The sequence below is a fragment of the Mesobacillus maritimus genome (assembly GCF_044803185.1).
Taxonomy (GTDB): domain Bacteria; phylum Bacillota; class Bacilli; order Bacillales; family Cytobacillaceae; genus Mesobacillus_B; species Mesobacillus_B maritimus_B.
In genome coordinates, this window is record NZ_CP085225.1 from 5,140,573 (window position 1) to 5,166,414 (window position 25,842).

Genomic DNA, 25,842 nt, shown 5'->3' on the forward strand with positions numbered 1-25,842 from the left:
CTTAAACACTGCCTTAAAGATCTCCTCCCCATGGCCTCACGCACTTTCACTTCTTCTTGAATTGAATAGAATAACATTATAGTTGTATATACCAATTAGGTTTAAAGCCCTTTGTTTTACGATATATAGTAAGCTTTTCGAAGAAATATCCACAATAATTGGTATAGACAACTAGAAAACACCATGCTAAGATAAAGTCGTCAATGAAAGGGAGGATGAACAATGAGCCCTACAACGAAGACCATACTATTAAAAGGAATGCAACTCTATGCGGAAGGCGAAAAAGTCGAAAATGGCTACCTTCAAATCAAGGGGGAGAAAATCATCGCTTATGGATCCCTCGAGAACTTAGAATCAACAGAAGACTTTGAGGTCGTGGAGGTTCCGGCTACTTTTAAAGCCATTCCTGGTCTCATTGATATTCATATCCATGGTGTAAATGGTGCAGACGTGATGGATGCTACCCCAGAGGCACTAAAAACGATGTCCAACGCGCTCCCGAAAGAAGGAACAACCAGCTTTTTAGCGACTACGATGACGCAAAGCACTGAAGCGATTGAAACCGCACTGAAGAACGCGGGGAATGTAATCGCACAAGGACAGGAGCCAGGACAGGCGGAGATTCTCGGGGTTCATTTAGAAGGACCTTTTGTGAATCAAAAACGAGCCGGTGCCCAACCTGTTCAACATATTGTCAATTCCAACCTCGAGCTGTTTAAAAAGTGGAATGCAATCACGAACCAAACGATTCGAGTGGTTACGATCGCACCTGAACAACCAGGTGGATTGGAACTTGTGGCCTATTTGAAGGAAAACGGCATTATTGCTTCGATTGGTCATTCGGATGCGACGTATGAGGAAGTGGTTGAAGCGATTAACGCGGGTGCCAGCCAAGTCACCCATTTGTTCAATCAAATGCGCGGCTTACATCACCGGGAACCTGGTGTCGTCGGGGCAGCGTTTTTACATGACGAATTAACAGCGGAAATCATTGCGGATGGGATTCACGTTCGTCCGGAAATGGTTAAGCTTGCATATAAAAATAAAGGCAAAGACCGAATCCTTTTAATTACTGACTCAATGCGGGCGAAATGCTTAAAAAACGGCGTTTATGACTTGGGAGGACAAGCGGTCACGGTGGCAGATGGAAAAGCGCTTTTACATGACGGAACCCTTGCGGGAAGCATTTTAAAGCTCAGCCATGGGGTGAAAAACATGGTGAAATTCGCAGATTGCTCACTTGAAGATACCATTCAAATGGCCTCCACCAACGCTGCCAAACAATTAAACATCTACGACCGAAAAGGGAGCATTGCGGTGGGAAAAGACGCAGACATCGTCATTTTAGACAAAGACTTAAATGTGTTCATGACATTCTGCCGCGGGAAGCTTGCTTATCATCAGGAAGGAGAGGAAAAATGAACATAATAAAGGTGAAAAATTATGATGAGATGAGTCGCAAAGCCGCTGAGATGATCATTGAAAAAGTACGACGCACCCCTAGCATTAACCTTGGGCTGGCTACGGGCGGAACTCCAGTTGGGCTATATGGTCAGCTCGTCCAAGACCACCAAAAGAATGGGACATCTTATAAAAAAGTCCAAACGTTTAATTTGGATGAATACATTGGGCTTTCTTATGACAACCCAAATAGCTATCGTTATTTTATGAACGAACAGTTATTTAACTTTATCGATATCTGCCCAGGGAATACGCATGTTCCGCTCGGCAATACCAAAGACCCACAACAAGAGTGTGCAGATTATGAAGCCCTATTGAAAAAACATGGCGGTGTCGACCTGCAAATTCTCGGCATCGGCAGCAATGGCCACATTGGTTTTAATGAACCAGGTACGTCGTTTCAGTCGGAAACGCATATCATCGAATTAACGGAGTCGACGCGCGAAGCCAATGCACGCTTTTTCAACAGTATGGATGAAGTTCCCACCCATGCGATTACGATGGGGATTGCGAGCATCATGCGGAGCAAGGAAATCCTGTTACTGATTTCTGGTGAAAAGAAAAGCGATGCTCTAACGCAGCTGCTTCAGGGCGAAGTTAACGAAAACTTCCCTGCCTCTATTTTAAAAACACACCCTTGTGTTACAATTATTGCGGATGAAGCCGCTTTAGGGAAAGTGGCTGGTTAACTCTAGTTCTTAATGTGAGAAGGGTAAGAAGATGATCAATAAAAATTCACCGATTCCGATCTATTATCAATTGGCCGAATCGATTCAAAAACAAATCGACAGCGGTGACTTACAACCCGGAGAATCGCTCCCCTCAGAACGAGAATATGCGGAGAAGTTTGAAATTAGCCGGATGACGGCTAGACAAGCCTTAAACCAACTCGTCAACAATGGGTACTTATACCGAGTTCAAGGAAAAGGAACCTTTGTGGCCGATAAAAAAATTGAAAAACCGCTGGTTGGCATCACTAGTTTTACAGAGGACATGCTTGCTCGCGGGATGAAACCGAGCAGTGAGCTGCTCCATTTCGAACTCATACCTGCCACTGAGCATATAGCCAATCAGTTGCAAATAAAAGAACACCGCCCAGTTTATGAAATTAAACGGATTCGCTTAGCGGACGATGTACCGATGGCGATTGAAACGAATTATATTTCGGCAAACCTTGTAAAGGGCCTGACCGAACAAATTGTCAACCACTCGATTTACGCCTATATGGAAAACCAACTTGGCTTAAGGATTGAACAAGCCACGCAAACCATCGAGTCTTCTATTGCTGAGCCAATCGAAGCCCAATCCTTGCAAATCAAACCAGGCGTACCCGTCATGCGAATCCAACGTATCGCCTACCTCCATGACGGCACCCCCGCCGAATACGTCATCAGCTCCTACCGAGCCGATCGATATAAGTTTATGGTGCAGATGCACAGGAAATGAAAGCAGCGTCGAAAGCTCAGCTCAGCAACTGAGTTTTGGGACAGAGGGACAGGTCCACTGTCCCAGGTTTGTCGAAGATACAAGTCTAAACTTTCTGCTATAAAGCACTAAAAAGCCGGTTGGGGACCCCCCAACCGGCCTTGCTTCTATAAACCAACAATCAAATTCCTCCGGGGACAAGGGACCTGTTCACTGTCCCAATGTGCATGAGACCTTCAAGGCAGCAGAAGATGCATAGTTCCACAATACTTTCTACCCGGAAGGATAAGGGCATTATTTAATCACTACATAATCCAAGTCTACAAGTTTAGCATAAGAAACAATTTGGTCTGTTGTTAAGTTCAATGAAACGACTGTATGGTGGCCACCGCCATTTTCAATCCAAGCTCGAACTCCATCTTGGAAGTTTGGCTTCACTTCCCATATCACACGGGCCACTGGAAGATTTGGTGCTGGAACGGTTGGTTCAAATGCAGAAACTTCATTAATTAATAGTTTGTAGTGTGTACCAAAGTCTGCCATCGAAACAACGACGCCCTCTCCAGCTTTACCGTCGAATACTAAGCGCGCTGGATCTTCGCGATCACCAATCCCTAATGGAGAGACAACAATTTTTGGTTTGTTGCTTGCTAAAGTTGGGTCGACTTCAAGCATATGGGATTGAAGGATTGATTCTTGCCCGGCAGCTAACTCATAGGTGTAATCTTCCATAAAACCTGTTGATTGATTATGGCTCATCACTTTCAGTAAACGATCAAGTGCAGCAGTCTTCCAATCTCCTTCACCCGCGAAGCCATAACCTTGGGCCATCAAACGTTGGACCGCAAGACCTGGAAGCTGTTTCATTCCATGTAGATCTTCGAAGTTACTTGTAAAAGCCGTGTAGCCACCCTCATCTAGGAAACGCTTGATCGCAATTTCATAGCTTATTTGTACTTTTACGCTCTTCTCCCAATCTTCCTTACTGTACGTACCATAATCAAACTCATAAAGGTCGGCGTACTCCGTAAATAAATCATTCACTTCTTCATTCGTAACCGCATTTATGTATTGCACGAGATCTCCAACCCCAAAGTAATCCACGGTCCAGCCGAATTGAATTTGCGCTTCTACCTTGTCCCCTTCGGTCACGGCCACATTACGCATGTTGTCACCAAAACGAGCTACTTTAATGCTGAAGCTTTCGTTATACGCAACCGCCACATCCATCCAGTCTGCAATTTGCTGTTGCACTTGAGGGCGCTCCCAATAACCGACAACAATTTTATTTTGCTTTTTCAAACGAGCATTGATAAAACCATACTCACGGTCACCATGAGCCGCTTGGTTCAGGTTCATAAAGTCCATATCAATCGTTGCCCAAGGAATACTCTCATTGTATTGTGTCGCTAAGTGAAGCAATGGTTTTTGTAATATTTTTGTGCCGCGAATCCACATTTTTGCAGGGGAAAACGTATGCATCCAAGTAATCACACCCGCTACTTCATCACGATAGTTTACTTCTTTCATCACGTTTGTGATTTTATCTGCACTAACAGCTAAATCCTGCAATACAAGTGGATATGGTAAAACACCGCTTTCATTTAATGCATCCGTCATCTTTTGTGCATGTGCTTTCACTTCCGCTAACGCTTCTTCCCCATAAAGATGCTGCGAACCAACAACAAACCAAAACTCTTTACTTCCAGTTGTTAACATATTCATCCTCTTTTCCTTGGGACGAGGGACCTGTCCCCTTGTCCCAGATTGTTTTTATCGGGTTGATAGACTTGGCTTTACAATCTATCAATCTATAGACTCCAGCTTACCTTTGACCGTAATATGCATACTTACCATGTTTCCGGAAATAATGTTTATCTAAAATACCTTGTGGGAACTCTTTGGCAAAATGATTTAATTCTCGTGTATATAAATTCATTTTTGCAACCTCGTCCAACACCACACTGTTTAATACTGCTGATTTTGCGTCTTTGCCCCAAGTAAAGGGACCATGACCCTGAAGTAAGACACCCGGAACAGCTAAAACATCTAACCCCCGCTCTTCAAAGGTTTCGATGATGACCTTCCCTGTTTCCACTTCGTACCCACGATCGATTTCCTCTTGAGTTAAGTAGCGCGCACATGGGACGGAACCATAGAAGGTGTCAGCATGCGTCGTGCCCATGGCTGGCACGTCAAGGCCTGCTTGAGCCCAGATAGTTGCCCAAGTGGAGTGCGTATGTACAATACCGCCGATTTCTTGGTAATGCTTATAAAGGACAGCGTGAGTGGCTGTATCAGATGAAGGCCTCATCTCTCCTTCAACCACATTGCCATCTAAATCAACCACCACCATATCACTAGGCTTCATCGTTTCATAATCAACACCACTGGGCTTGATCACGAATAAACCAGTTTCACGGTCAATGGCACTTGCATTACCCCAGGTATATTTTACAAGGCCATATTTAGGCAAATCTAAATTTGCTTGATAGACTTCTTCTTTCAACTGTTCTAACACGTCAATCCCTCCCGTTTTCCAATCAGACAATCAAATGATCAACAGCCGCCTGCTCTATCACTAATCCTTTTTTATATCGATCGATAAATGATTCAAATCCTTTCACATCCATCGCATCCGGGTAAATTTCTTGCCCATCAACACCTGCAAAGACCTTGTTTTCGAGGAAGTCTTCTAGGCTTTCTAGTTGATCTTTGTTGATCATGTAAGATGCTAAAATGGCCATTCCCCACGCACCACCTTCTCCTGCTGTTGACATCACAGATACTGGAGTATTCATGGCAGCAGCAACCATTTTTTGTCCAACAAGAGGGGTTTTAAATAAACCACCGTGAGCTAAAATGCGATCAATGTCAACTTGTTCTTCCCTCGTCAGAATATCCATGCCCATTTTCAAAGCACCAAAAGCTGTGAAAAGATGTGCCCTCATGAAGTTTGCCAAATTGAAACGACTTTCAGGCGAGCGGACAAATAAGGGCCGACCGTATTCTAAACCTGTAATATTTTCACCTGAGTAATAGCCGTAACTAAGCAAACCACCACCATCTGGTTCCGCTTCCAAAGCTTTATTCAACAGCACTTCAAATAATTTATTGGTATCAACCTTTTCTCCCATCGCTTCATAAAATTCACGGAATAACCCCAACCAAGCATTGAGATCACTTGAACAGTTATTCGCATGAACCATAGCTACTGGACTACCGTTTGGCGTGGTGACCAAGTCAATTTCGGGATATACCTTGGAAAGTTCTTTCTCTAAAACGATCATCGCAAAAACGGAAGTTCCCACTGAGACGTTTCCCGTACGTTTCCTCACACTATTCGTCGCAACCATTCCCGTACCAGCATCGCCTTCAGGCGGACAAACTAGAATGCCAGATTGTAAGTTTTGCGACTGATCAAGAATTCTCGCGCCAACTTCGGTCAACCCACCTGCTTGCTCGCCTGAAGTGTAGACTTCAGGAAGTATCTCTTTTAGCTTCCATGGGAAGCCTTTGTCGGCAATTAAATCATCAAACTGCTTGATCATGGATTCGTTGTAATCTTGCGTGGATTCATCAACGGGGAACATTCCCGAAGCGTCACCAATGCCAATGGCTTTTTTACCTGTTAATAACCAATGGATAAATCCTGATAAAGTGGTGATAAAATCAACCCGTGGCAGATGCTTCTCTTCGTTCAAAATTGCTTGATACAGGTGGGCAATGCTCCACCGTTCTGGAATATTGAATTGGAATTGCTCCGTTAATTCTTTTGCTGCCACACTGGTTGTTGAGTTACGCCAGGTTCGAAACGGAACAAGAAGCTCCCCGGTATGGTCAAAAGCCAAATACCCATGCATCATGGCCGATATTCCAATCGAACCAATTGTTCGAATAGTGACTCCATATTGTCGTTCAACTTCATTTCTCAATTCACTGTAAGCAGATTGCAGCCCAGTGATAATATCCACTAAGTTGTACGTCCAATATCCATCAACTAGAAGGTTCTCCCACTCATAACTTCCAGATGCGATGGTTTGAAACTCCTTATTAATTAAAATTGCTTTAATGCGTGTGGATCCTAATTCAATTCCTAATGAGGTTTCTCCCTTGATAATTGCCTGTTTAATCCTTCCTGTATCCGTTTTCACTTTTAATCCCCTCTTAATTAGTGGTTTTTATATATTTCTGAGAATGATAAGGAGGTGCTTTTTAAATTTATTCACAACACTAGTATATTTACTTGTACGTACATTTGTCAACAATAAACCTATATATTCGGACAAGTTTAACAGGAATAAATCTATCCTTATACGTCATATAAAAATCACTATAAAAAGACACGTAATAGAAATACGGATATAATCAATTACCCCTTATTTCAAGAGTGATACCAACTACTGAACCCTAGTGTGTTTACAGGATAAATTAGTAAGGTGGAGATTTCTCACCCTACTAATAAGAGTTTTAAGTTGTACGTACACTAGGCACTTATCGTCACCTAAATTCTAAACCATACAAAAATAACCCACTCTACAAAACTCTCATTTAATGTAAAGTGGATTATTTATGTTTATCACATTATAAATTTTCATTTTTCTTTAGACGAATCATATTCCATGACAGTTTAGGCAATACCGCAGTTAAATTGCCATTTTCGATATAAGACTTATTACTAGTGTGTGGTTTTACTTGCTCTTTAGCAATGGTATTGATTGCTTTAGGATTTTCATTTTCGAGAACGACATGTTCGACTAACTCATATCCTTCAAATGATCGAATATCAACATCCACTAACAATTGATTCTCGAGATTTCGATTGACAGCAAAAATGACTAATTCATCGTTTTCTTCATTATAAACAACAGATTGATCCAAATATGGTACATCTGTAAAGTCTTTACTATCATACTTAGGAGAATCCACAATCGAATGTAGTGCAGTTCCGCGTCCATATACAGATGTATAGTAGTATGGATAGAAGATTGTTTGCTTCCAGATCCCACCACCTGTTTCGGTCATAATTGGGGCAATCACATTGACTAATTGTGCCATACAAGCCATTTTTACTCGATCTGAATGTTTTAGTAATGTATTTAGCATGCTACCTACAAGAAGGGCATCTTCAAATGTGTATATATCCTCTAATAACGGCGGTGCCACAGACCAAGGCTCAACCTGCTTGTCTTGGTCATTAGAGTGGAACCAGACATTCCATTCATCAAAACTTAAATTCATAGTTTTTTTACTGCGTTTCTTTGCTTTCATATAATCACACGTAGCAATGACCGTTTTAATAAAATTATCCATATCTAAGCTGTTAGCTAAGTAATTCGCTGTATCATTATCTCGATTCCCATAATATTGATGAAGAGAGATATAATCAGCATACTCGTACGTATGATCTAGTGTTTCCGCTTCCCATTCAGGGAATGTTGCCATGCCAGAACCTGAGCTTCCACAAGTAACCAATTCAATTGAAGGATCTACTAGCTTCATTGCCTTAGCCGTTTCAGCAGCAAGCCGGCCATATTCATAGGCCGTTTTCATCCCAATTTGCCAAGGACCGTCCATTTCATTCCCTAAACACCAAACTTTTATTTGATGAGGATCATGGAAGCCATGAGTTTTTCTCAAATCACTCCAGTATGTACCACCAGGATGATTACAATATTCAAGTAAATTTCGTGCAGCATCTATTCCACGAGTACCTAGATTCACGGCCATCATGACTTCAGCATTGACTTTCTTTGCCCAAGTTACAAACTCATTCGTGCCGACTTCATTCGTTTCAAGTGATCCCCACGCCAAATCTAACCGCTTAGGTCTCAACTCTTTTGGTCCAACTCCATCTTCCCAGTTATAGGCCGAAACCATATTGCCCCCAGGATAACGAATAATGGGCACGTTTAATTCTTTTACTAGTTTGATAACATCTTGACGGAAACCGTCCTCATCCGCAGTGGCGTGAGTAGGTTCATAAACTCCACCGTATACCGCACGACCCAATTGTTCGATAAAAGACCCGTATATCCGCGGATTAACTTCAGCTATTTTAAACGACTTATCTATAATCATCTTTGCTTTGTAAGTAGTATTCGAAGTCATTAAGTTCACCTTTCTAACAATCATTTTCATTTAGTCTATTAGTTTTATATTCGTCTTCTGAAATACATTCATAGAAATCCATATCCAACCATACGTACCTATACTTATTGTGAAAAAAGGGAGAATACCTGGAAACTTTAACGAAACATACAATACGATAAAAATATATACCATTATCGCAAGTGTATAGTGGAACCGACCAAAGCCCAATATGATAGCATTCTTAAAAAAATGTTTAACCTTCCCATTATAATGTGCTAATTGTGGGAAAGACCATATCACTAAATTCAAATAGAATAGAATCAATAGATAAAACGCAACAAGAAATACAATGTTCGTATCGCCCATACTTTTAATGACTAAGTAATTCAGATAAAGAATAACCCCTGCCATCGTAAGGATCCAGCCAACTACGTTCGATTTAATAAATTCTTTACGGTATTCTTGTTTAAAGGTACCCCAAATTGAAAATTCATCCTCTCCCATGATCCACTTTCGAAAAATTTTTAGAACCGACACTGTAGCCGGGAAAATCCCACCAACGATTAGTCCAATCAATGTATAAAGAATCCACAAGACATTTATGACGACCAAACGCGTGATCCATGTGAAGATTCTGTCTAGAGTATTAACAATTTGCTGGCTTTTCATCCTTTAAACACCTTTCTTGTAACTCCCTTAAATTATCCTTTTACACTACCTGAAGCTAAACCTGCAACAAAATATCGCTGGAAGAAAATAAAGAGAATAATGATTGGTATGACGGTCATTACTGCCCCAGCAATTAATGTATCATAGTTATTTCCATAAGGTGTTAATAAAGTGGCCAATCCAATTGGCAATGTAAATAAATCATTTGAACGGATAACAAGGAGCGGCCATAAGAAATTATTCCAACTGTGTAATCCTTGTAGGATGGCCATAGCTGAGAAAGAAGGCAACATCAATGGTGCCATGATTTTAAAATAAATCCCATATTCTGTACACCCATCAATTCTTGCAGCGTCCATCAATTCAGCAGGAAGCCCCAATGCATATTGTCTAAAGAAAAACACAGCAGTTGGTGCCACAATTAACGGCAACATCACACCGGTATAAGTATTGATTAAATTGATATTAATCATTAATTGATAAAGTGGCAGCATTAAGACTTCAAACGGAATCATAATGATGACTAGAACACATAAGAAAAGTAAATTTCTACCCTTAAAGTCATATAATGCCATTGCATAGCCAACCATAGAAGAGAAAAATAAGGATAATACAATGGTTAATGTGGAAATGATCAAACTATTCCCGTACCATTCCCAGTAGGAAGGAGATTGTGTAAATATATGAATGTAATTGTATAGAGAGAGCTCACTCCAATTGATTGAAAAGGTAATCCCGTTTCTCATTAGCTCTGATGATGGACGAAACGAGGAGACAATAAGGCTTAATAATGGAAACAACGCAATGAACGATACCACGATAAAAAATATATTTACAATCCACTTTGTTAAGGTTTTGTTTTTTTTCATACTACTCGTCACCTCTTTTAAATGCACCTGTCAGCAACAAATAAATAATACTTACTACAAATATAAGAAGTAGGAGCACTACCCCAATCGCAGCACCAAACCCCATATCATTTTGTTGAATACCCTGCTGATACAATAATCCAACAAGTGTCAAACCAATATTTCCTGGTGAGTTTCCTTCCCAAATAACATAACTTTCTTCAAACACTCGAAAACCACCAATAATGCTTATTGTCGTAACAAAAATAATAATTGGTTTTAGAAAGGGAAGAGTAACGTGTCTAAACTTATGAAACATATTCGCCCCATCCATTTCAGCTGATTCATATAATTCCTTAGGAATACTCTGTAAACCAGCCAAAAAGTATAAGACATTGACTCCCATCCATCTCCAAGCAGCCATAAAAACCATCAAAAGCATCCCTGACCATGCGTTGAATTGCCAGCTTATCGCTTCAAAACCAAAGAACCCGATGATTTGGTTCAAAATCGCAAACTCTGATTCCGATGAAACCAATCGAAAAATAACACCAGCTACTACGATTGAGGTTAATGCCGGAATAAACAATGCAGAACGAAAGAACGTTTTGAATCGAACTAACTTAGAATCTAACAGCATCGCTAAAATAATAGGTATCGTGACTAAAATCAAAACAGTAAGAAGCATATAGACGGTAGAATTCGTTAACGCCTTGTAAAAAGCCGGATTCAAGATCCTTTGATAGTTTTGCAAACCAATAAATTCAATTTGACCAGGTAAAATCCTCTGAAAGCTCATAATAATCGCTTGAATCGTAGGATATAAAGTAAGGATTGCAAAGGAAACAATAAATGGTAACACAAAAATGTATGGCACTACCTTTTTTGAATTTAAGAATTTCAGTACTCTATTTGGCTTTTTTTCTTTTCCCAAAGGCAAAGTGGTACTCCTGTTATTTGCTTTTAATTCGGCCATTTTATCCCTTCTTACATTTTAAATTAGATATTATGGACAGGATAAACCTGTCCATAATCATCTTTATTCTTTATTATTTACTCCCAGCTTTCTGCCTTACAGTATCTGCTGATTGTTTCAATGCTTCTTCTGGAGTAAGATTCTGTTCTCTAAGTACGCTGTGCATAATATTAGAATCTATCTCTGTTAAAACGTCAGGTGTAAACTCATTTAATTGAATAGGAGCTATATTTTCTCTTATATCTAGTAAGATATCAAAAATATCATCGTGGAAGTACTGATAATACTCGTTATCTTCTCTCATTTGCGGATCTTCCCAAACATCCCAACGTGGAGGGTCAAATCCCAATTCTTTCCACAACTGGATATTCCCTTCTTTAGACAATTTTGCAAAGTATAAAAATTCTTTCGCTAGCTCAACGTGTTCTGATTGATTCGTTACAGCAGTACCTGTCCCACCCATTGTTACGGATTGGAATTCAGAATCAGACCATTTTGGCATAGGACGGATTTGCATTTTGCCTTTAAGGTCAGGCATGTACGTTGTGAAATCCTTCATGTAATACATTGGAATAACTAATGATGCTTGGGTACCTTCATTCATGGCTCCGTAGAATTCCTCAGAATGATATTGGCCACCTGGGGCGATTTTTGCAATTTTATGTTCGTTAACTAGATCATCAATAAATTGTAATGTTTCAATATTTTTTTCGCTGTCTAATGTAATTTCTCCGTTTTCGTCAAAGAAGTCAGATCCTCTTTGTGCAACAAAAGGCCAAATTCCATACCAGTTTGTCGCGATTGTCGTCATCGGCTTTCCTGTTGCTTCAACTACTTTTTTCCCAGCTTCTACATAATCATCCCAAGTAATGATAGAGTCAATATCTACACCAGCTTGTTCCATGATTTCGGTATTATAGTAAACAACTGAAGCGCCTAAGTGCGTTGGAGCTCCATAATAGTTTCCATCTTTTGAATAGATACTGATTCTTTCAGTAAACTTATCTAATTCAGGCTCAATCAAATCATTAAGAGGTTCTAACTGGATATCCCCTTTTAAGAAGTTTGGAAATTTAGCTAACTCGATATCAACTAAATCGGGTGCGCCAGATCCTGATTGTAATGCCATCAGTAAATTATTATGCATTTGATCAAACGGATAATTTTCAACCTTTAATTTGATAGGTTTATCCTTATGTTGTTCATTCCATCTTTCAGCCGCATTTACATAAAAATCAGCGTGTGTTCCCGCAAAGGTCCAAAAACTTAATTCTGTTGCATTTTCAATATCTGAACCCGCAGTTTTTGTATCTTCAGAATTCGCAGGTTCCGAACTGTTCCCTCCACTACATGCTGTCATTACAAGCACCAAAGATATTAGCAGAGCACTAAAAATTGTACGAACTTTTCTACTCATTTAATTCCCACCTTTACATTATTCGTTCAGTGAACAAACTAACAATCTAGCAAATTATAACAGCTGTAAGAATCACTCCTTAATTTTTATGTATAAATGCATCCTATTGAAAACGCATTCACCTTTTATTGATATTTTAATTAACATATACGTACCTGTCAATAAGAAATAAGCAAATCAAACCAATGTTGTTAATTTTATAAAAAGTACACTCATATTGTGCGTACAAGATGTAAACGAATTCTAGTTTGTTTTTCTCAATGACTATTACTTTTTTGTTATTTTTTTATGTGTGCTATATAAAAGGAAAACCTCAGAATTGGTATCTGAGGTTTTCCTTTTATATAGTTTTCATTTGTCATTCAAACCTTAACCTATCTAGTTAGGGCAGGCAATATTCCTAACTCTGCCAAAGTTTAAAGACGACTAATTTGAAAAAGAAACCAACTTGTTGGTTATTTCTTTTGTCGAACTTCTATGAACAATTACTGGTTCAAACAGAAATGATTCGTAATTTTTGTCATTCGCATTTTGATTATTTTTATTTTTAATGAGCTCAATAATTTTTTTCGCTGCCACTTCACCTAATTCACTTTTTGGATGCCTTACAGTGGTTAATTTTACCTCTGAAATATCAGCAAAAAAGGAATCATCAAATCCTATAATAGAAATGTCATCAGGTACACGTAGATTATTTTGTCTAAGCACATCTATTAACTTCATGGCAAGTTGATCGTTATAACAAACAATACCAGTCGGGATCTCTGTTGATTCCTTTATTATATTTTCTAACACCTCAACAGGTTTACTTACTTTATCATCTGTTGTATAAGTGACAATACTTTTCGGATTGATGGGAACTCTATTTTCACGCTGAGCCTTTAAATACCCCTTCATCCTTTTTAATCCTTGTAAATCGTCAGTTTTAAAGAAACCTAGTATATTACGATGACCTAAACCAATTAAATGCTCGGTCTGAATATATCCTCCCTTTTCATCATCTAACACAACACTTATTGGTTCTAACTCATCATAAGCAGCATTAATCATCACATACGGAATGTTTAATGCTTCCAAATTTAAATAATAAATAATATTGGGATTAGAAATGGCACTTTTGGTAGGTTCAACAATAACACCATCAAATTTTTGTTCGATGATTGTTTCTAATATTTTTCTTTCATTGTCATGATCATTATTTGTACTAAATAGACTCACTTGGTACCCTTCTTGGCTTAATACACTCTCTGCTCCACGAATAATAGAAGGGAAGATATAATCAGAAATATAGGTTACAATAATTGCGATACTTTTTTTATTCGTCGTATTGGAAGTGGTGATATCATTGTCTGTTCGTTCAGAGACATATGTCCCGGCGCCTTGCTCCTTATAAAGCCAACCTTCACTCACCAATTCACCTAATGCTAGCCGAATTGTATGTCTGCTAAAACTAAACTGTTCCATTAACTCAGTTTCTGATGGAATCTTTTGTTTTGGCACAAAAGTACCATCCAAAATATTAGACTTTATCCAATTTTTCACCTTGCCGTATTTTGTTTCATTCACACAGTAACACTCCATCCGTCCAACAGAAATAAATTTGTTCGTACAAGTATAATACCATATATTGATTCTTAGTATAATAGGATTCCCTTTTCTAGGTCCAATTGTACATAATATTTTTTCATACGTAACTCAAACTTTAATAGTCCTTTCTCTTCAAAATACCTTTTTTTCGGAATGTACCTAGTAAATAACCATTATTATTTGTTGGTTTTAACAACTTCCAAACTTACTTTTAGAATATGTTTACGTAGAAAGAGGTTCTAACGCTGTTGAGGTTAACTAGTGCGTACAACTTGCCTTAGGAGGTTTTTGAGTCATTTTCAATCGTATACCATAAGTTTCACCTTTAACCGTTTCTGAGAAGGTTGATTTGGGTTAGTCTTAGTGAATGATTATTTGTCTTTAAACAAGCTGCTTCCGTTTGCCCACCTGGGACAGGCACCATGTCCCGCAGCCTGCTCTAGGAGTCTTTCACAAATCTACTATTTAATGTTTGCCTTTGAAAAGTCACGCCTATTGATACTACAGTAAGCAAACCGGTTGGGTTCCCCCAACCGGTCTTTCTATTCTTAGATTGAAGGCCTTCGTGATGCCCCAACCCAAACCTTAGAGAAGTTTTTATCCTACAAAATAAACTGGGACAAGGTGCCTGTCCCTCTGTCCCGCAGCCTTATTGTAAAAACCGTTCCTTCTCCTTCCTCACTCTCCACCTGAATGCTTCCGCCATGGGCTTCTACATAGCCTTTTGCGATGGAGAGACCGAGGCCCGTGCCGCCAGTGCTTGTTAGGTCATTGCGGGACCTTGATTGATCTCGCTTATAAAATCGGTCGAATATGAATGGGAGTGCGTCTGCTGGGATCCCTGGACCGTTGTCGGCCACCTTTAACAACACAGCGGCTTCGTCCGTTTCTACCGTTACTCTCACGCTCCCCTTTTCTGGTGTATGACGTAGCGCATTCCCCACTAAATTAACAATGACCTGCGTCATCCGGTCCTGATCGATTTCCAACTGTAAGTCATCTGGGACAGTGTCATACTGCAAGTGAATGTCCTTTTCATCCGCAAGCCATTGCAAATGGCCACAGACCCGATCAATGAGCGGCTTGATAAAAACCGGCTGGATGTTAAGCGGCAGCTTGCCCGCTTCCGCTAGGCATAGTTGTTGCAAATCATTGACCAAACGATTCAACCGGTAGACTTCATCTGTTAGCTCAAGGACAACTTCTTCGCTTGGTTGGATTGCCTCTTCTTGCATCGCCTCAAGCTTTCCTTGAAGAATAGCGAGAGGTGTCCGGAGTTCATGAGCGACATCGGCGACTAGAGCTTGCCTGACTTCCTCATTCCTTGCCAACTTCTCTGCCATCTCGTTAAACGCTTCCCCTAGCTGGTTAAACTCATCCTTTGTGTGAATGTAGACCTGCTCTCCCCTTTCCCCGCTAGCAATCTTTTTCGTTGCCCCAACCAGCTTCCGTAACGGGTTGGTAATTTTACGTGAAATCCATAGACTGACTAACACAGCCATTGCAGCCGCCGCCAAGCTACTAATTGTAATCGCTAGATTCGAAGACCGAATGAATTCCTCTTCAAGGCTTTGCAGTCCATTTTGAAAAAGAAGAAGTGTCCCTTGCTTCTCCCCATCCACAATCAGGTCTTCTGCTTTTCCTGTAAAATCAAGGCCACTCGTCCCGATTCTTGTTCCAGTACTATCCGCAATCACTACTCCATTCAAATCTAGTAAAAGCAGATCGACATTGGCCATCATCGCATTCATCCCCATGCCGCGCATCATCCCACTGCCCGGACCCATATCAGCATTATTTTTAAAATAAAGTTCTTGAACATGTTCCCAGGAACCAGTTTCTTCATAATAAAGTACAAGAGTATCCTTCATTCGCTCCATGAAGCCGAAATGGGTTTGCTCTAAATAAGTTTCAAAGGTTGATTGGATTCTTGATTGTAAAAAGAAAGACTGACTTATCGCCATCATCAGCACGATTGCCACAAACGCCACGAATAATTTCAGCTGCAGTTTCATTTTTTATCACCAAAGCGATAACCAATTCCGTATACCGTATGGATATACTCTGGGTTGGCTGGGTCCTTCTCGACCTTTTTCCTCAGATTGCTGACATGGGTGTCAATCGAACGCTCATAATGGAGGAACGCCTCGCCCATCACACTGTTTAAAAGCTGAAGTCTGCTATAAACACGGCCAGGCTTTTGCGCTAGCGTGATCAAAATTTTATATTCGGTCGGGGTTAGCTGGATGGGGGTATGATTTATTTTTACCTCATAGGTGGTTAAATTAATTTCTATATTCCCTTGCTTCAAAATTTCATCCATCTCTACCTGTTCTTCGTCCGGTGTACATCTTCGTAAAACTGTCTTGATTCTCGCAACAAGTTCGCGCATGCTAAACGGTTTCGTCAGATAATCATCAGCCCCCATTTCAAGGCCCAAAAGTTTATCGATTTCTTCTGACTTTGCCGTTAGCATGATGACAGGCATCTTTCTACTGAGTGAGCGGATTTCCCGCAATGCCGCCAATCCGTCCTTGTTCGGCATCATCACATCCAACAGCACAAGATCTACTGCTTGATTTTCGACCAAGCGTACTGCTCCATCCCCTTCCTCCGCCTCAACGGTGGCAAAACCTTCATTATGTAAATAGGAGGCAATCATCTCCCGAATCTTCTGTTCATCATCCACTACCGCGATTACCTTCGTCATCTTGCACTCCTCCTTATCGCTATTATACCAACGGTCTGAACCCCCATTCTCGTAAAATATGAAGGCTTGGTTAAGTTTTGGGACGACTTGTCCCGCTTGCGGTGGTGGTGGGACAGAGGGACAGGCACCTTGTCCCGCCCTCTGCAAGGGCCTGGGACACGGTGCCTGTCCCTAGTGTCCCGCAGAAAAAAAACTGAAGCTGTGTACTCCAGGGGTTAAGCTTATAATCTGACCATAATTTCGTGGGGACCAGCTTACAAGGATTGGTTGGTCGGACTCGCTTCATTATTTGTTTGACCTTGTCCCATACACTTGCCAGGGCCTCCCCCACGACCGTTCATCGGGCCAACCATGCCACGTTCAACGGCATTCTCCATCATCGCCTCCATATTCGCCAGCATCGTTTTCATTTGTGTTTGTGTAAGCGTGCCGTCCTTTACAAGTTGTTCTAGTTCTACCTTTCTAGCTTCAACCATTTTAGCAACGAGTTCCTCTACAGCGATGCCTTTTTCTCCGGCAAGATCGGCGACTGATTTGCCTTCGCTAGTAGCTGTTTGAAGTTCATCCATTGTTAGGCCAAGTGCATCCGCGATGAGCTCTGGCATGGTCATTAAAAATTGAGCTCCCACGGCGGCACCGTTCCCCATGCCTTGACCTCGCCCCATTTGCTCACCTGTATTCGGGCAGATGTACCCTTCTGTCTCTTGGTTTTGCGTTTCCGTCGAATTGTCTGCGGTTTGAACAACTTGATAGCTCAGTCCTGCACCTTGCGCATCCTCATTTGCAGCTGGTTCCCCAATTGGCGAAAACATCGCTCCTAATAAAAACACTCCCGCAAACGCACCACCTACCAAAAACTTCTTCCCAGTCATCTCAATCAGCTCCTTTTCTATCTCTCACAATGATCATACAAAATAACCATCAAGAACCTTTCAGGAGAATGTTAAGATTTTGTCAAGATGCAGGGACGGAAATGCTAGAGTATGGAAATTCGCGGTAAAAATCTTGATAACCCCTGCATTTTTCCCAACCTCATAAAAAAACATGGCCCTCCTGCCGCAAAGCAAATGGACGATTAATATAGTTAACACGATTCTTGTATTCTAAAAATCTTGACAAAATCCAGGTGGTGAACACAGGCACCGTTCTCTACGGGAGAGGGCCGGGACACGGTGCCTGTCCCCCTTGTCCCTCCCCCATCCGAAAAAAAGGGATATTTTTTCAGTAGTATGTCGCTACCTGTCCCCTTGTCCCTACCGCCTCTCCCCTCTATACTAAAGGAAGTAGAAAACCTATTAGGACCAGAATAAAAATGGAACCGCTCTCTTAAGTGAAGATTCATTCGTACAACATATTGTAAGAACCAATGAAGGAGATTTTTCTAATGAAGTCACGAAAGCGCTTTTTTAAAATGGGACAAGGAACCTGTCCCCTTGTCCCTCAAGGGACCCTTGTCCCGATATTTATCATTGTGTTGGTTGTTTCTGTGATTCTTACGTTTTATTTTTTTAAGGAGACGATTCATATTGAAACGCCTATGGGTAATAATCAGATTGCTGAGCGGAATGATAAGCATTTTGTTTTAATTATACAGGAGTTGGAAAACCCTTATTTGCAGGATCTTTATGCGGGGGCGAAGGCGGCTGCTGGGGAAAATGATGTGACGATTGAATACTGGGGTACGGCACAAACAAATGTGGATGATCTTATTAAGCTAATTGAAATGGCCATTGCTTCGAAGGTGGATGGGATCTTAACACAGGGCCTGACTCAGGAGTTTGAGCCTGTTATTAATAAAGCAGTGGAAAGAGGGATTCCTGTTATCTTTGTAGATTCTGATTTAGAAAATAATGATGAGTGGACATATGTTGGGACCGACAATTATCAGGCCGGTTATGAAATGGGGTTAACCGTGCTTGATGAAACCTCTGGTAAAACAAAAGTTGGGATTTTGAACGGAAATTTAATTAATATTAATTTAGAAGAAAGAGTACAAGGCTTCCTTGATGCGATAAGTACAGATAATAGAATGGAAGTTGTCGCGGTTGAAAGTTCCAATCTGAGCAAAATTCAAGGAGCTGAAAAAACCTATCAAATGTTGAAGAACCACCCGGACATTTCCATCTTGTATGGGACAAGTGCATTAGACAGCTTTGGCATTGTTGAGGGGATTAAAAAGGCGAAACCTTCCTCAAATATACGAGTTTACGCATTTGATGTATTTGAAGAAACGTTTGATTTATTAAAATCAGGTGAAATTCATACTGCACTAAAGCAGGAACCTTATCAAATGGGGTATACAGGTGTAAATTTATTAATTGACCTTGGTCAAGGGAAAGCGATCGAGAAGAATATCTATACGCCAATAACGCTTTTAACGAAAGAGGATGTTGAGAATGACAAGGACTAATTTATCCATTCCCATCAGAACGAAGTTCATCGTCTTTTTCATCATCTTATTTTTAACCATGATTAGCTTTTCCTTGTTTGTCGTTTACAATAATAATCAGACAATCCAGCAATATACCAATATTCAGGAACGGTTTTTTATGCTGAACGATGTTTCACAAAAGTCAGCAAAGACGTATGAAGCGTTGGAAACCTTTTTAATCAGGCAGCTACCAACCGATTTAGATGAATACCAGGCTAGTCGCCAAGAACTTATGGATGCAAAGAGATTATTAGAAACAAACTTTCAAAATGAAGCCAACTTTATCGACACGAAAAATTACCAGAATATCATTGATAGCTTTATTGAAGAAAGTGATTCTGCAGTGAATTCGTTATTAGCGGATGACATCGGGGCTTATTCTGCAAGCCAAAAAGAAGCCTTCATGCTGATTGGTTTCATTCAGGATCAAACCTTAACTCTATTAAATGATGACTTGTCTATGTTTCAGACCTATTATAATGCTATTAATAAAAGAAATGACTATGTGCAGTTAACCTTGGTGTTTATGACCATCGCCGCACTGTCTTTTGGTTTAATGATCACGTATTTGTTCAGTCAAAACATTACTCGTCCAATCTATCAATTAACACGAGCCGCCCGCGAAGTGGCTAGGGGAAAATTAGATGGGCCCCCCCTTCCTGAATCGAACGACGAGATTGGTTTTTTATCGAAAACCTTTAATAAAATGCGCACAGATTTAGATGATAATGTACGTCAATTAAAGGAAAAATCGGAACAAGAGAAACTTTTAAAAGAAATGGAATTGAAAAGTCTTCAAAGTCAAATCAACCCACATTTCCTATTTAATACACTGAATACGATTTCAAAGTATGCCCTGATTAATGGGTCAGAACAAATCTATAAGCTTATTAACTCAATCTCAAAATTACTAAGATATAATCTTGGGTCGATGGACAAACCTGTCACTCTGTCAGATGAAATCAGTGTGGTTCAAGAGTACTTTTACATTCAAAAAACAAGATTCCAGGACCGGGTCGATTTCACTGTAAACGTTTCCGAAGAATGCTTGTCTCTAAAGCTGCCGATTCTTACCCTACAGCCTTTGGTAGAAAATGCGTTTATTCACGGAATTGAACCTTATGAGCAAAGAGGAATGATTGAAATTGAAGGTTACGCCCAAGGGGAACTAATCGTTCTGAAAATACGAGATAATGGAATTGGGATGGATCAAGAGAAAATAAATATGCTTTTAGATAAGTCTACGAATACCACCAAGTCGACTGGACATTCCACAGGTTTAGGCGTGAAAAATGTATTTAGGAGACTGGAATTATTTTATCAATCAAAAGAACGTATTTCCATTGAATCGGAGATTGGACAAGGGACCACCATTAAGTTAGAATTCCCTAAAAAAATTACATCGGAGGCTGACTAACTATGTATAGAGTATTAATCGTCGATGATGAAGCAATCGAGCGAAAAGGACTGGAAATGATCTTAACGGAAAACTTCCCCTCCATTGTAATAGATGAAGCAGACAGCGGTCGTACCGCTATCTTAAAAGCGGAAGAATTTCGTCCAGATATTATCTTTTTAGATATAAAAATGCCTGGAATTGATGGAGTAGAAGCTGCAAAGGAAATTAAGAAGCTGAATCGTAACGTAAATATTTTTATGTTAACAGCGTTTGACAAATTCGAATACGCCCGTCAGTTGGTGAAGATTGGGGTGCAGGATTACATTCTTAAACCCTATAACAGAGAAGAAATTATTGAGCCCCTAAAGAAAGCCATACAGGAAATTGAGCAGGAAAAAGCAAAACGAACAGAAGAACTCACGTTAAGGGATAATTATCGCCGTGCGTTATCCATCGTCCAGTCGCGAGTCATCACATCGATGTTAATGCAAGCTTCGAACAAACAAAATGTCATCCATCTAGATTTAGATGAAACCTTCCAGAAAGAAAGCTTTGTGATAGTCTTTGAATGGATGAAAATGAATGAGACACCCCATCACCAGGAGCCAGGAGAATTTATTTCTTTTATCCAAACAGGATTGAACCACTATTTTCCCAACCATTTTGTCGGGGAGGAAACGCTGGGGCGAATCCCTGTCCTGATTCAGGTAGATGAAAAATACAGCAATCAGAAACCAAAAGTGAAGGAGTTGGCGATGACATGTGGAAGGGAAATGATCTTTAAGCTGAGACAGGCCTTCCCTGACTTCACGTTCTCGATTGGGATTGGACGTTTATACGACGAGGTAGAAAAGTTTGTCCAGTCTTACCATGAAGCACTCTATGCACTTTCTTCTATCAAGCGCCCTTACCAGGTTCAATTTTATAGTCAACTGCTAACGGAAAAAGAGGATTCTCAAGGGATCACCTATTCGTACGATTTGGAGAAGAAATTATTGGAGGCGGTTACTTCGGGGCTCGTCGATGGCGTACCCGTTCATTATAAGAAGTATATCGATTCCCTTGTTGCCTATAGTAAAAATACAAAGGAAATGGAAGAGAAAGTCTCTGAGTTTTTAGTCCTATTAAGCCGCCAAATTATTGACTCAGGCATCTCGATTACCGTTAACAAAAATCTAGCAGAAAGTAACAGCGTATTTAAACTTCAGGAAGAACTCATGAGTATCGCCAATTACATCCATTCGATGTATTACTCACAATCCAAAGATATCATGGCCATTGCAAAGGAATACATTGCGGATCATTTCGATAAGGCCATCACACTAGAAGAAGTAGCCGAGGTCGTGAATTTAAGTCCCCAATATTTCAGTAAAACGTTTAAAGAGCGTGCCGGAAGTTCGTTCATTGATTATTTAACGGAATTAAGGGTAAAACGAGCAAAAGAACTCATTCGTTCAAGGCAGAAAAGTGTTAAAGAAGTCTGCTTTCATGTTGGCTATAAAGATCCTAATTACTTTAGTCGTGTATTTAAAAAATACACGGGCACCTCACCAAGTGATTATCGGCAATCGATTCAATAAAATAGTATTTTTTTATTTTTAATTAAAAAGTTCTAGCATTAGGCTAGAACTTTTTTGCTTTTAGTTCCAAAGTTACATTAAAAAAATGCTATTTAGTTAAAATAATCCTAAATGGGTCGAAGATTAGGACAATTTTTATTTTCATAATCTAATATTTTCAAGAAAGACATATTAATTTGCTATAGTTTAAGATTTTATTCATGCCCCTCGTAAAATACAATATTACTTGTAAGCGCATTCAAAGCAAATAATAGAGGGGGAAAATAAACATGAAGAAATTAGGTCTATTATTCATCGCAGTTTTAATAGCTGCTGTCTTAACAGCATGTGGTGGAGGCGATAAGGCTTCTACAGATGGTGGTAGTGGTGAAGCAGGATTCATTGGTGTATCAATGCCTTCTAAGTCTCTTGAAAGATGGGTTCACGATGGAGCCAATATGGAAAAAGAATTAGAAAAAATGGATTATAAAGTAGATTTACAATATGCAGAAGATGTTGTTGAAACTCAAGTGTCTCAAATCGAAAACATGATTACTAAAGGCGTTGACGTTCTCGTCGTTGCGGCCATCGATGGGGATGCATTAACAAACGTCCTTCAAATGGCAGCTGATTCTGAAATTCCTGTAATCGCTTACGACCGTTTAATCAAAGGTTCTGAGCACGTTTCTTACTATGCAACATTTGATAACTTCAAAGTAGGTGTAACACAAGGGAACTACCTTGTTGAAGCGTTAGACTTAGAAAACCAAGCAGGTCCATTTAACATCGAATTATTCGGTGGATCTCCTGACGATAACAATGCATACTTCTTCTACGATGGTGCGATGTCTGTATTACAGCCGTATATCGACGAAGGTAAATTAGTTGTGAAGAGTGGCCAAGTTGGCATGGACAAAGTGTCTACAATGACTTGGAGCGCTGCAAATGCACAAGCCAGAATGGATAACCTATTAAGCACATACTACACAGATGAAGAAGTACACGCTGTATTATCTCCAAATGACGGACTTGCAATTGGGATTATCTCTGCACTTAAAAACATTGGGTACACGGATCTGCCATATATTACTGGACAAGATGCTGAACTTCAATCATTGAAAGCAATCATCGCTGGTGATCAGTCTATGACTGTATTTAAAGACACTCGTAAATTAGCAGAAAAAGTTGTAGAAATGGTTCAAGCGATTGTTTCTGGTGAAGAGGCTGAAGTAAATGACACTGAAACTTACGATAATGGTAAAAAAGTGGTCCCTTCTTTCCTATTAGAGCCGGTATACGTAGATGCTGAAAACTATAAAGAAGTCATCCTTGACAGCGGATATTATACAGAAGATCAGCTTCAATAATTGTTAGTGAACAAAAGGATATGATGGAGTAATTAACCAGGTGGTGATTACTCCTTTTTTAGATAAGAACTACTAAAGAAATGCTAGTAAGTTTTAAAAATACTCATTCGAAAAGAATCGTAAAAACTAATAAGTTGGCTGTGTTAGACATGTATGTTGATTTCCGCTCCAATCAACATGAGAAAAATCAATAACCTACTTTAACACAGCCAACAAATTATCATTCTCTATTTTTATAAATCACTCAAATGCAAGCGGATTCAATGAACTAGGACTTTCACTGGTAATAATTATCTTACTAGTTGCGATAAATAGGACTCAAGGGTAGTAGACTACTATTTCTCATAAACAAGAGGGTGTGATGAAATGAAATCGGAATCAATCATTTTAGAAATGAAAAGCATCACAAAAGAATTCCCAGGGGTAAAAGCATTGGATAACGTGAATTTAAAAGTTGTCGAAGCTGAAATCCATGCAATTTGCGGGGAAAATGGTGCTGGTAAATCCACATTAATGAAGGTACTAAGTGGGGTCTATCCTTATGGAACGTATGATGGGGATATTCTCTTTAATGAACAACTTTGTGAATTTAAGGATATTAAACAAAGTGAAGATTTAGGAATTGTTATTATTCACCAAGAATTGGCGCTTATTCCTGAGCTTTCGATTGCTGAAAATATCTTTCTAGGGAATGAACAGGCGAAAAAAGGCGTAATTAACTGGAATGAAACCATTAGCAAGGCAAGAGATTTATTAACCAAAGTTGGCTTGCAGGAATCACCCAATACCTTAATTAAGGATATCGGTGTTGGGAAGCAGCAGTTGGTTGAAATCGCGAAAGCTTTATCAAAAAATGTAAAGCTTCTCATTTTAGATGAGCCTACCGCAGCGCTAAACGAAAATGATAGTGAGAATCTATTAGATCTATTGATGGAATTACGAAACCAGGGTATGACATCAATTATTATTTCTCATAAATTAAATGAAATTAAAAAAGTAGCGAATTCCGTTACCATCATCCGCGATGGTCAATCGATTGAAACAATCGCGACGGAGGATATCACGGAGGATCGAATTATCAGTGGGATGGTTGGTCGTAGCTTAACGAACCGTTATCCTGACAGACAACCAAACATAGGAGAAACCTTCTTTGAAGTCAAACATTGGAGTACCTTCCACCCGATCCAAAGTGAACGACAAATCGTAAAAGATGTAAATCTCCATATTAAAAAGGGAGAAATTGTTGGGATTGCTGGATTAATGGGTTCAGGAAGAACGGAACTTGCGATGAGTATCTTTGGTAAATCCTATGGCAAAAAGACAACCGGGGAAGTCTATAAAGATGGCAAACAATTAGATCTATCAAATGTGACGAAAGCGATTAATGAAGGAATTGCCTATGTGAGCGAGGATCGAAAAGAATACGGGTTAATTTTAATGAATGATATAAAAGAAAATATCTCTCTCGCAAGCTTAAAGAAGATTGCGAATAACAATGTCATCAATGACAACAAAGAGTACGTTGTTGCCGAAGACTACCGCAAGAAAATGAATATTAAAACGCCTAGCGTTACGCAAACGGTTGGGAATTTAAGTGGCGGAAATCAACAAAAGGTTGTGTTAAGTAAATGGATGTTCTCTGAACCTGACCTTCTTATTTTAGATGAACCGACGAGAGGGATTGACGTTGGAGCAAAATATGAAATTTATTCGATTATGAATGAGTTAGCGAGTCAAGGAAAAGGCATTCTCGTGATTTCATCCGAACTTCCAGAAATTATCGGCATGTGTGACCGAATATACGTCATGAGTGAAGGTCAAATCACTGGTGAAGTGGAGAAAGCCGACGCAACACAAGAAGTTCTAATGAAGTATATGACAAATAGTAGGGGGTAACTCA

Annotated in this window: 20 protein-coding genes; 8 read left to right on the forward strand and 12 right to left on the reverse strand. The window is 39.8% G+C overall.

Annotated elements, in window-relative coordinates:
- The first annotated feature begins 222 nt into the window (after window positions 1-222).
- From nagA to phnF, 3 genes are read left to right on the forward strand one after another with little or no spacing between them, the layout of a single operon-like run.
- Complete coding sequence (gene nagA, locus LG336_RS24785; protein ID WP_404330138.1) at window positions 223-1,422, forward strand: N-acetylglucosamine-6-phosphate deacetylase; 1,200 nt, start codon at window positions 223-225, stop codon at window positions 1,420-1,422.
- On the forward strand, window positions 1,419-2,150 hold the full coding sequence (nagB, locus tag LG336_RS24790) for a glucosamine-6-phosphate deaminase (RefSeq protein ID WP_404330139.1): 732 nt from the start codon (window positions 1,419-1,421) through the stop codon (window positions 2,148-2,150). The genes nagA and nagB overlap by 4 nt, the downstream gene beginning before the upstream one ends.
- 31 nt (window positions 2,151-2,181) lie before the next feature.
- Window positions 2,182-2,907, forward strand: coding sequence for a phosphonate metabolism transcriptional regulator PhnF (gene phnF / locus LG336_RS24795; RefSeq protein WP_404330140.1), 726 nt, complete (start codon window positions 2,182-2,184; stop codon window positions 2,905-2,907).
- A 273-nt stretch (window positions 2,908-3,180) separates the two neighbouring features.
- Here phnF and araA read toward each other — a convergent pair whose 3' ends face one another.
- The 12 genes from araA to LG336_RS24855 all read right to left on the reverse strand — a co-directional run bounded on the left by araA (window position 3,181) and on the right by LG336_RS24855 (window position 18,058).
- Window positions 3,181-4,605: an L-arabinose isomerase gene (gene araA / locus LG336_RS24800; RefSeq protein ID WP_404330141.1), complete on the reverse strand. Its 1,425-nt coding sequence runs from the start codon at window positions 4,603-4,605 to the stop codon at window positions 3,181-3,183.
- Window positions 4,606-4,711: 106 nt separating this feature from the next.
- Window positions 4,712-5,407 (reverse strand): L-ribulose-5-phosphate 4-epimerase, encoded by a 696-nt coding sequence (locus tag LG336_RS24805; protein WP_404330142.1) that lies wholly within the window; start codon window positions 5,405-5,407, stop codon window positions 4,712-4,714.
- A gap of 22 nt (window positions 5,408-5,429) precedes the next feature.
- Window positions 5,430-7,040 (reverse strand): xylulokinase, encoded by a 1,611-nt coding sequence (locus LG336_RS24810; RefSeq protein WP_404330143.1) that lies wholly within the window; start codon window positions 7,038-7,040, stop codon window positions 5,430-5,432.
- 430 nt (window positions 7,041-7,470) lie between these two features.
- Complete coding sequence (locus tag LG336_RS24815; RefSeq protein ID WP_404330144.1) at window positions 7,471-8,997, reverse strand: alpha-N-arabinofuranosidase; 1,527 nt, start codon at window positions 8,995-8,997, stop codon at window positions 7,471-7,473.
- A 30-nt stretch (window positions 8,998-9,027) separates the two neighbouring features.
- A complete protein-coding gene (locus tag LG336_RS24820; RefSeq protein WP_404330145.1) occupies window positions 9,028-9,648 on the reverse strand; it encodes a YesL family protein in 621 nt (206 codons plus the stop codon).
- Window positions 9,649-9,680: 32 nt separating this feature from the next.
- A complete protein-coding gene (locus tag LG336_RS24825; protein ID WP_404330146.1) occupies window positions 9,681-10,517 on the reverse strand; it encodes a carbohydrate ABC transporter permease in 837 nt (278 codons plus the stop codon).
- Window position 10,518: 1 nt separating this feature from the next.
- Window positions 10,519-11,472, reverse strand: a complete 954-nt coding sequence (locus tag LG336_RS24830) for a carbohydrate ABC transporter permease (protein WP_404330147.1) — start codon at window positions 11,470-11,472, stop codon at window positions 10,519-10,521.
- Window positions 11,473-11,545: 73 nt separating this feature from the next.
- Window positions 11,546-12,889 (reverse strand): ABC transporter substrate-binding protein, encoded by a 1,344-nt coding sequence (locus LG336_RS24835; RefSeq protein ID WP_404330148.1) that lies wholly within the window; start codon window positions 12,887-12,889, stop codon window positions 11,546-11,548.
- Window positions 12,890-13,315: 426 nt separating this feature from the next.
- On the reverse strand, window positions 13,316-14,455 hold the full coding sequence (locus LG336_RS24840; protein WP_404330149.1) for a GntR family transcriptional regulator: 1,140 nt from the start codon (window positions 14,453-14,455) through the stop codon (window positions 13,316-13,318).
- Between the two features lie 623 nt (window positions 14,456-15,078).
- Complete coding sequence (locus tag LG336_RS24845; RefSeq protein WP_404330150.1) at window positions 15,079-16,491, reverse strand: ATP-binding protein; 1,413 nt, start codon at window positions 16,489-16,491, stop codon at window positions 15,079-15,081.
- Window positions 16,488-17,186, reverse strand: a complete 699-nt coding sequence (locus tag LG336_RS24850) for a response regulator transcription factor (RefSeq protein ID WP_404330151.1) — start codon at window positions 17,184-17,186, stop codon at window positions 16,488-16,490. Before LG336_RS24850 ends, LG336_RS24845 begins: the two co-directional genes overlap by 4 nt.
- Window positions 17,187-17,440: 254 nt before the next feature.
- Window positions 17,441-18,058: a hypothetical protein gene (locus LG336_RS24855; RefSeq protein ID WP_404330152.1), complete on the reverse strand. Its 618-nt coding sequence runs from the start codon at window positions 18,056-18,058 to the stop codon at window positions 17,441-17,443.
- Window positions 18,059-18,570: 512 nt separating this feature from the next.
- Between LG336_RS24855 and LG336_RS24860 the strand changes: the two genes are divergently transcribed.
- From LG336_RS24860 to mmsA, 5 genes are all read left to right on the forward strand, one after another.
- A complete protein-coding gene (locus LG336_RS24860; protein WP_404330153.1) occupies window positions 18,571-19,596 on the forward strand; it encodes a sugar-binding protein in 1,026 nt (341 codons plus the stop codon).
- Window positions 19,583-21,034 carry a sensor histidine kinase gene (locus LG336_RS24865; RefSeq protein ID WP_404330154.1) on the forward strand — a complete coding sequence of 484 codons (1,452 nt, stop codon included), beginning with the start codon at window positions 19,583-19,585 and terminating at the stop codon, window positions 21,032-21,034. The genes LG336_RS24860 and LG336_RS24865 overlap by 14 nt, the downstream gene beginning before the upstream one ends.
- 2 nt (window positions 21,035-21,036) lie before the next feature.
- The gene (locus tag LG336_RS24870) at window positions 21,037-22,596 is read left to right on the forward strand and encodes a response regulator (protein WP_404330155.1); all 1,560 of its coding nucleotides are present in this window, start codon (window positions 21,037-21,039) and stop codon (window positions 22,594-22,596) included.
- A 269-nt stretch (window positions 22,597-22,865) separates the two neighbouring features.
- Entirely contained in the window at window positions 22,866-23,942 is a 1,077-nt protein-coding gene (chvE, locus tag LG336_RS24875; RefSeq protein WP_404330156.1) for a multiple monosaccharide ABC transporter substrate-binding protein, read from the forward strand.
- Between the two features lie 366 nt (window positions 23,943-24,308).
- Window positions 24,309-25,838 (forward strand): multiple monosaccharide ABC transporter ATP-binding protein, encoded by a 1,530-nt coding sequence (gene mmsA / locus LG336_RS24880; protein WP_404330157.1) that lies wholly within the window; start codon window positions 24,309-24,311, stop codon window positions 25,836-25,838.
- Window positions 25,839-25,842 lie beyond the last annotated feature (4 nt).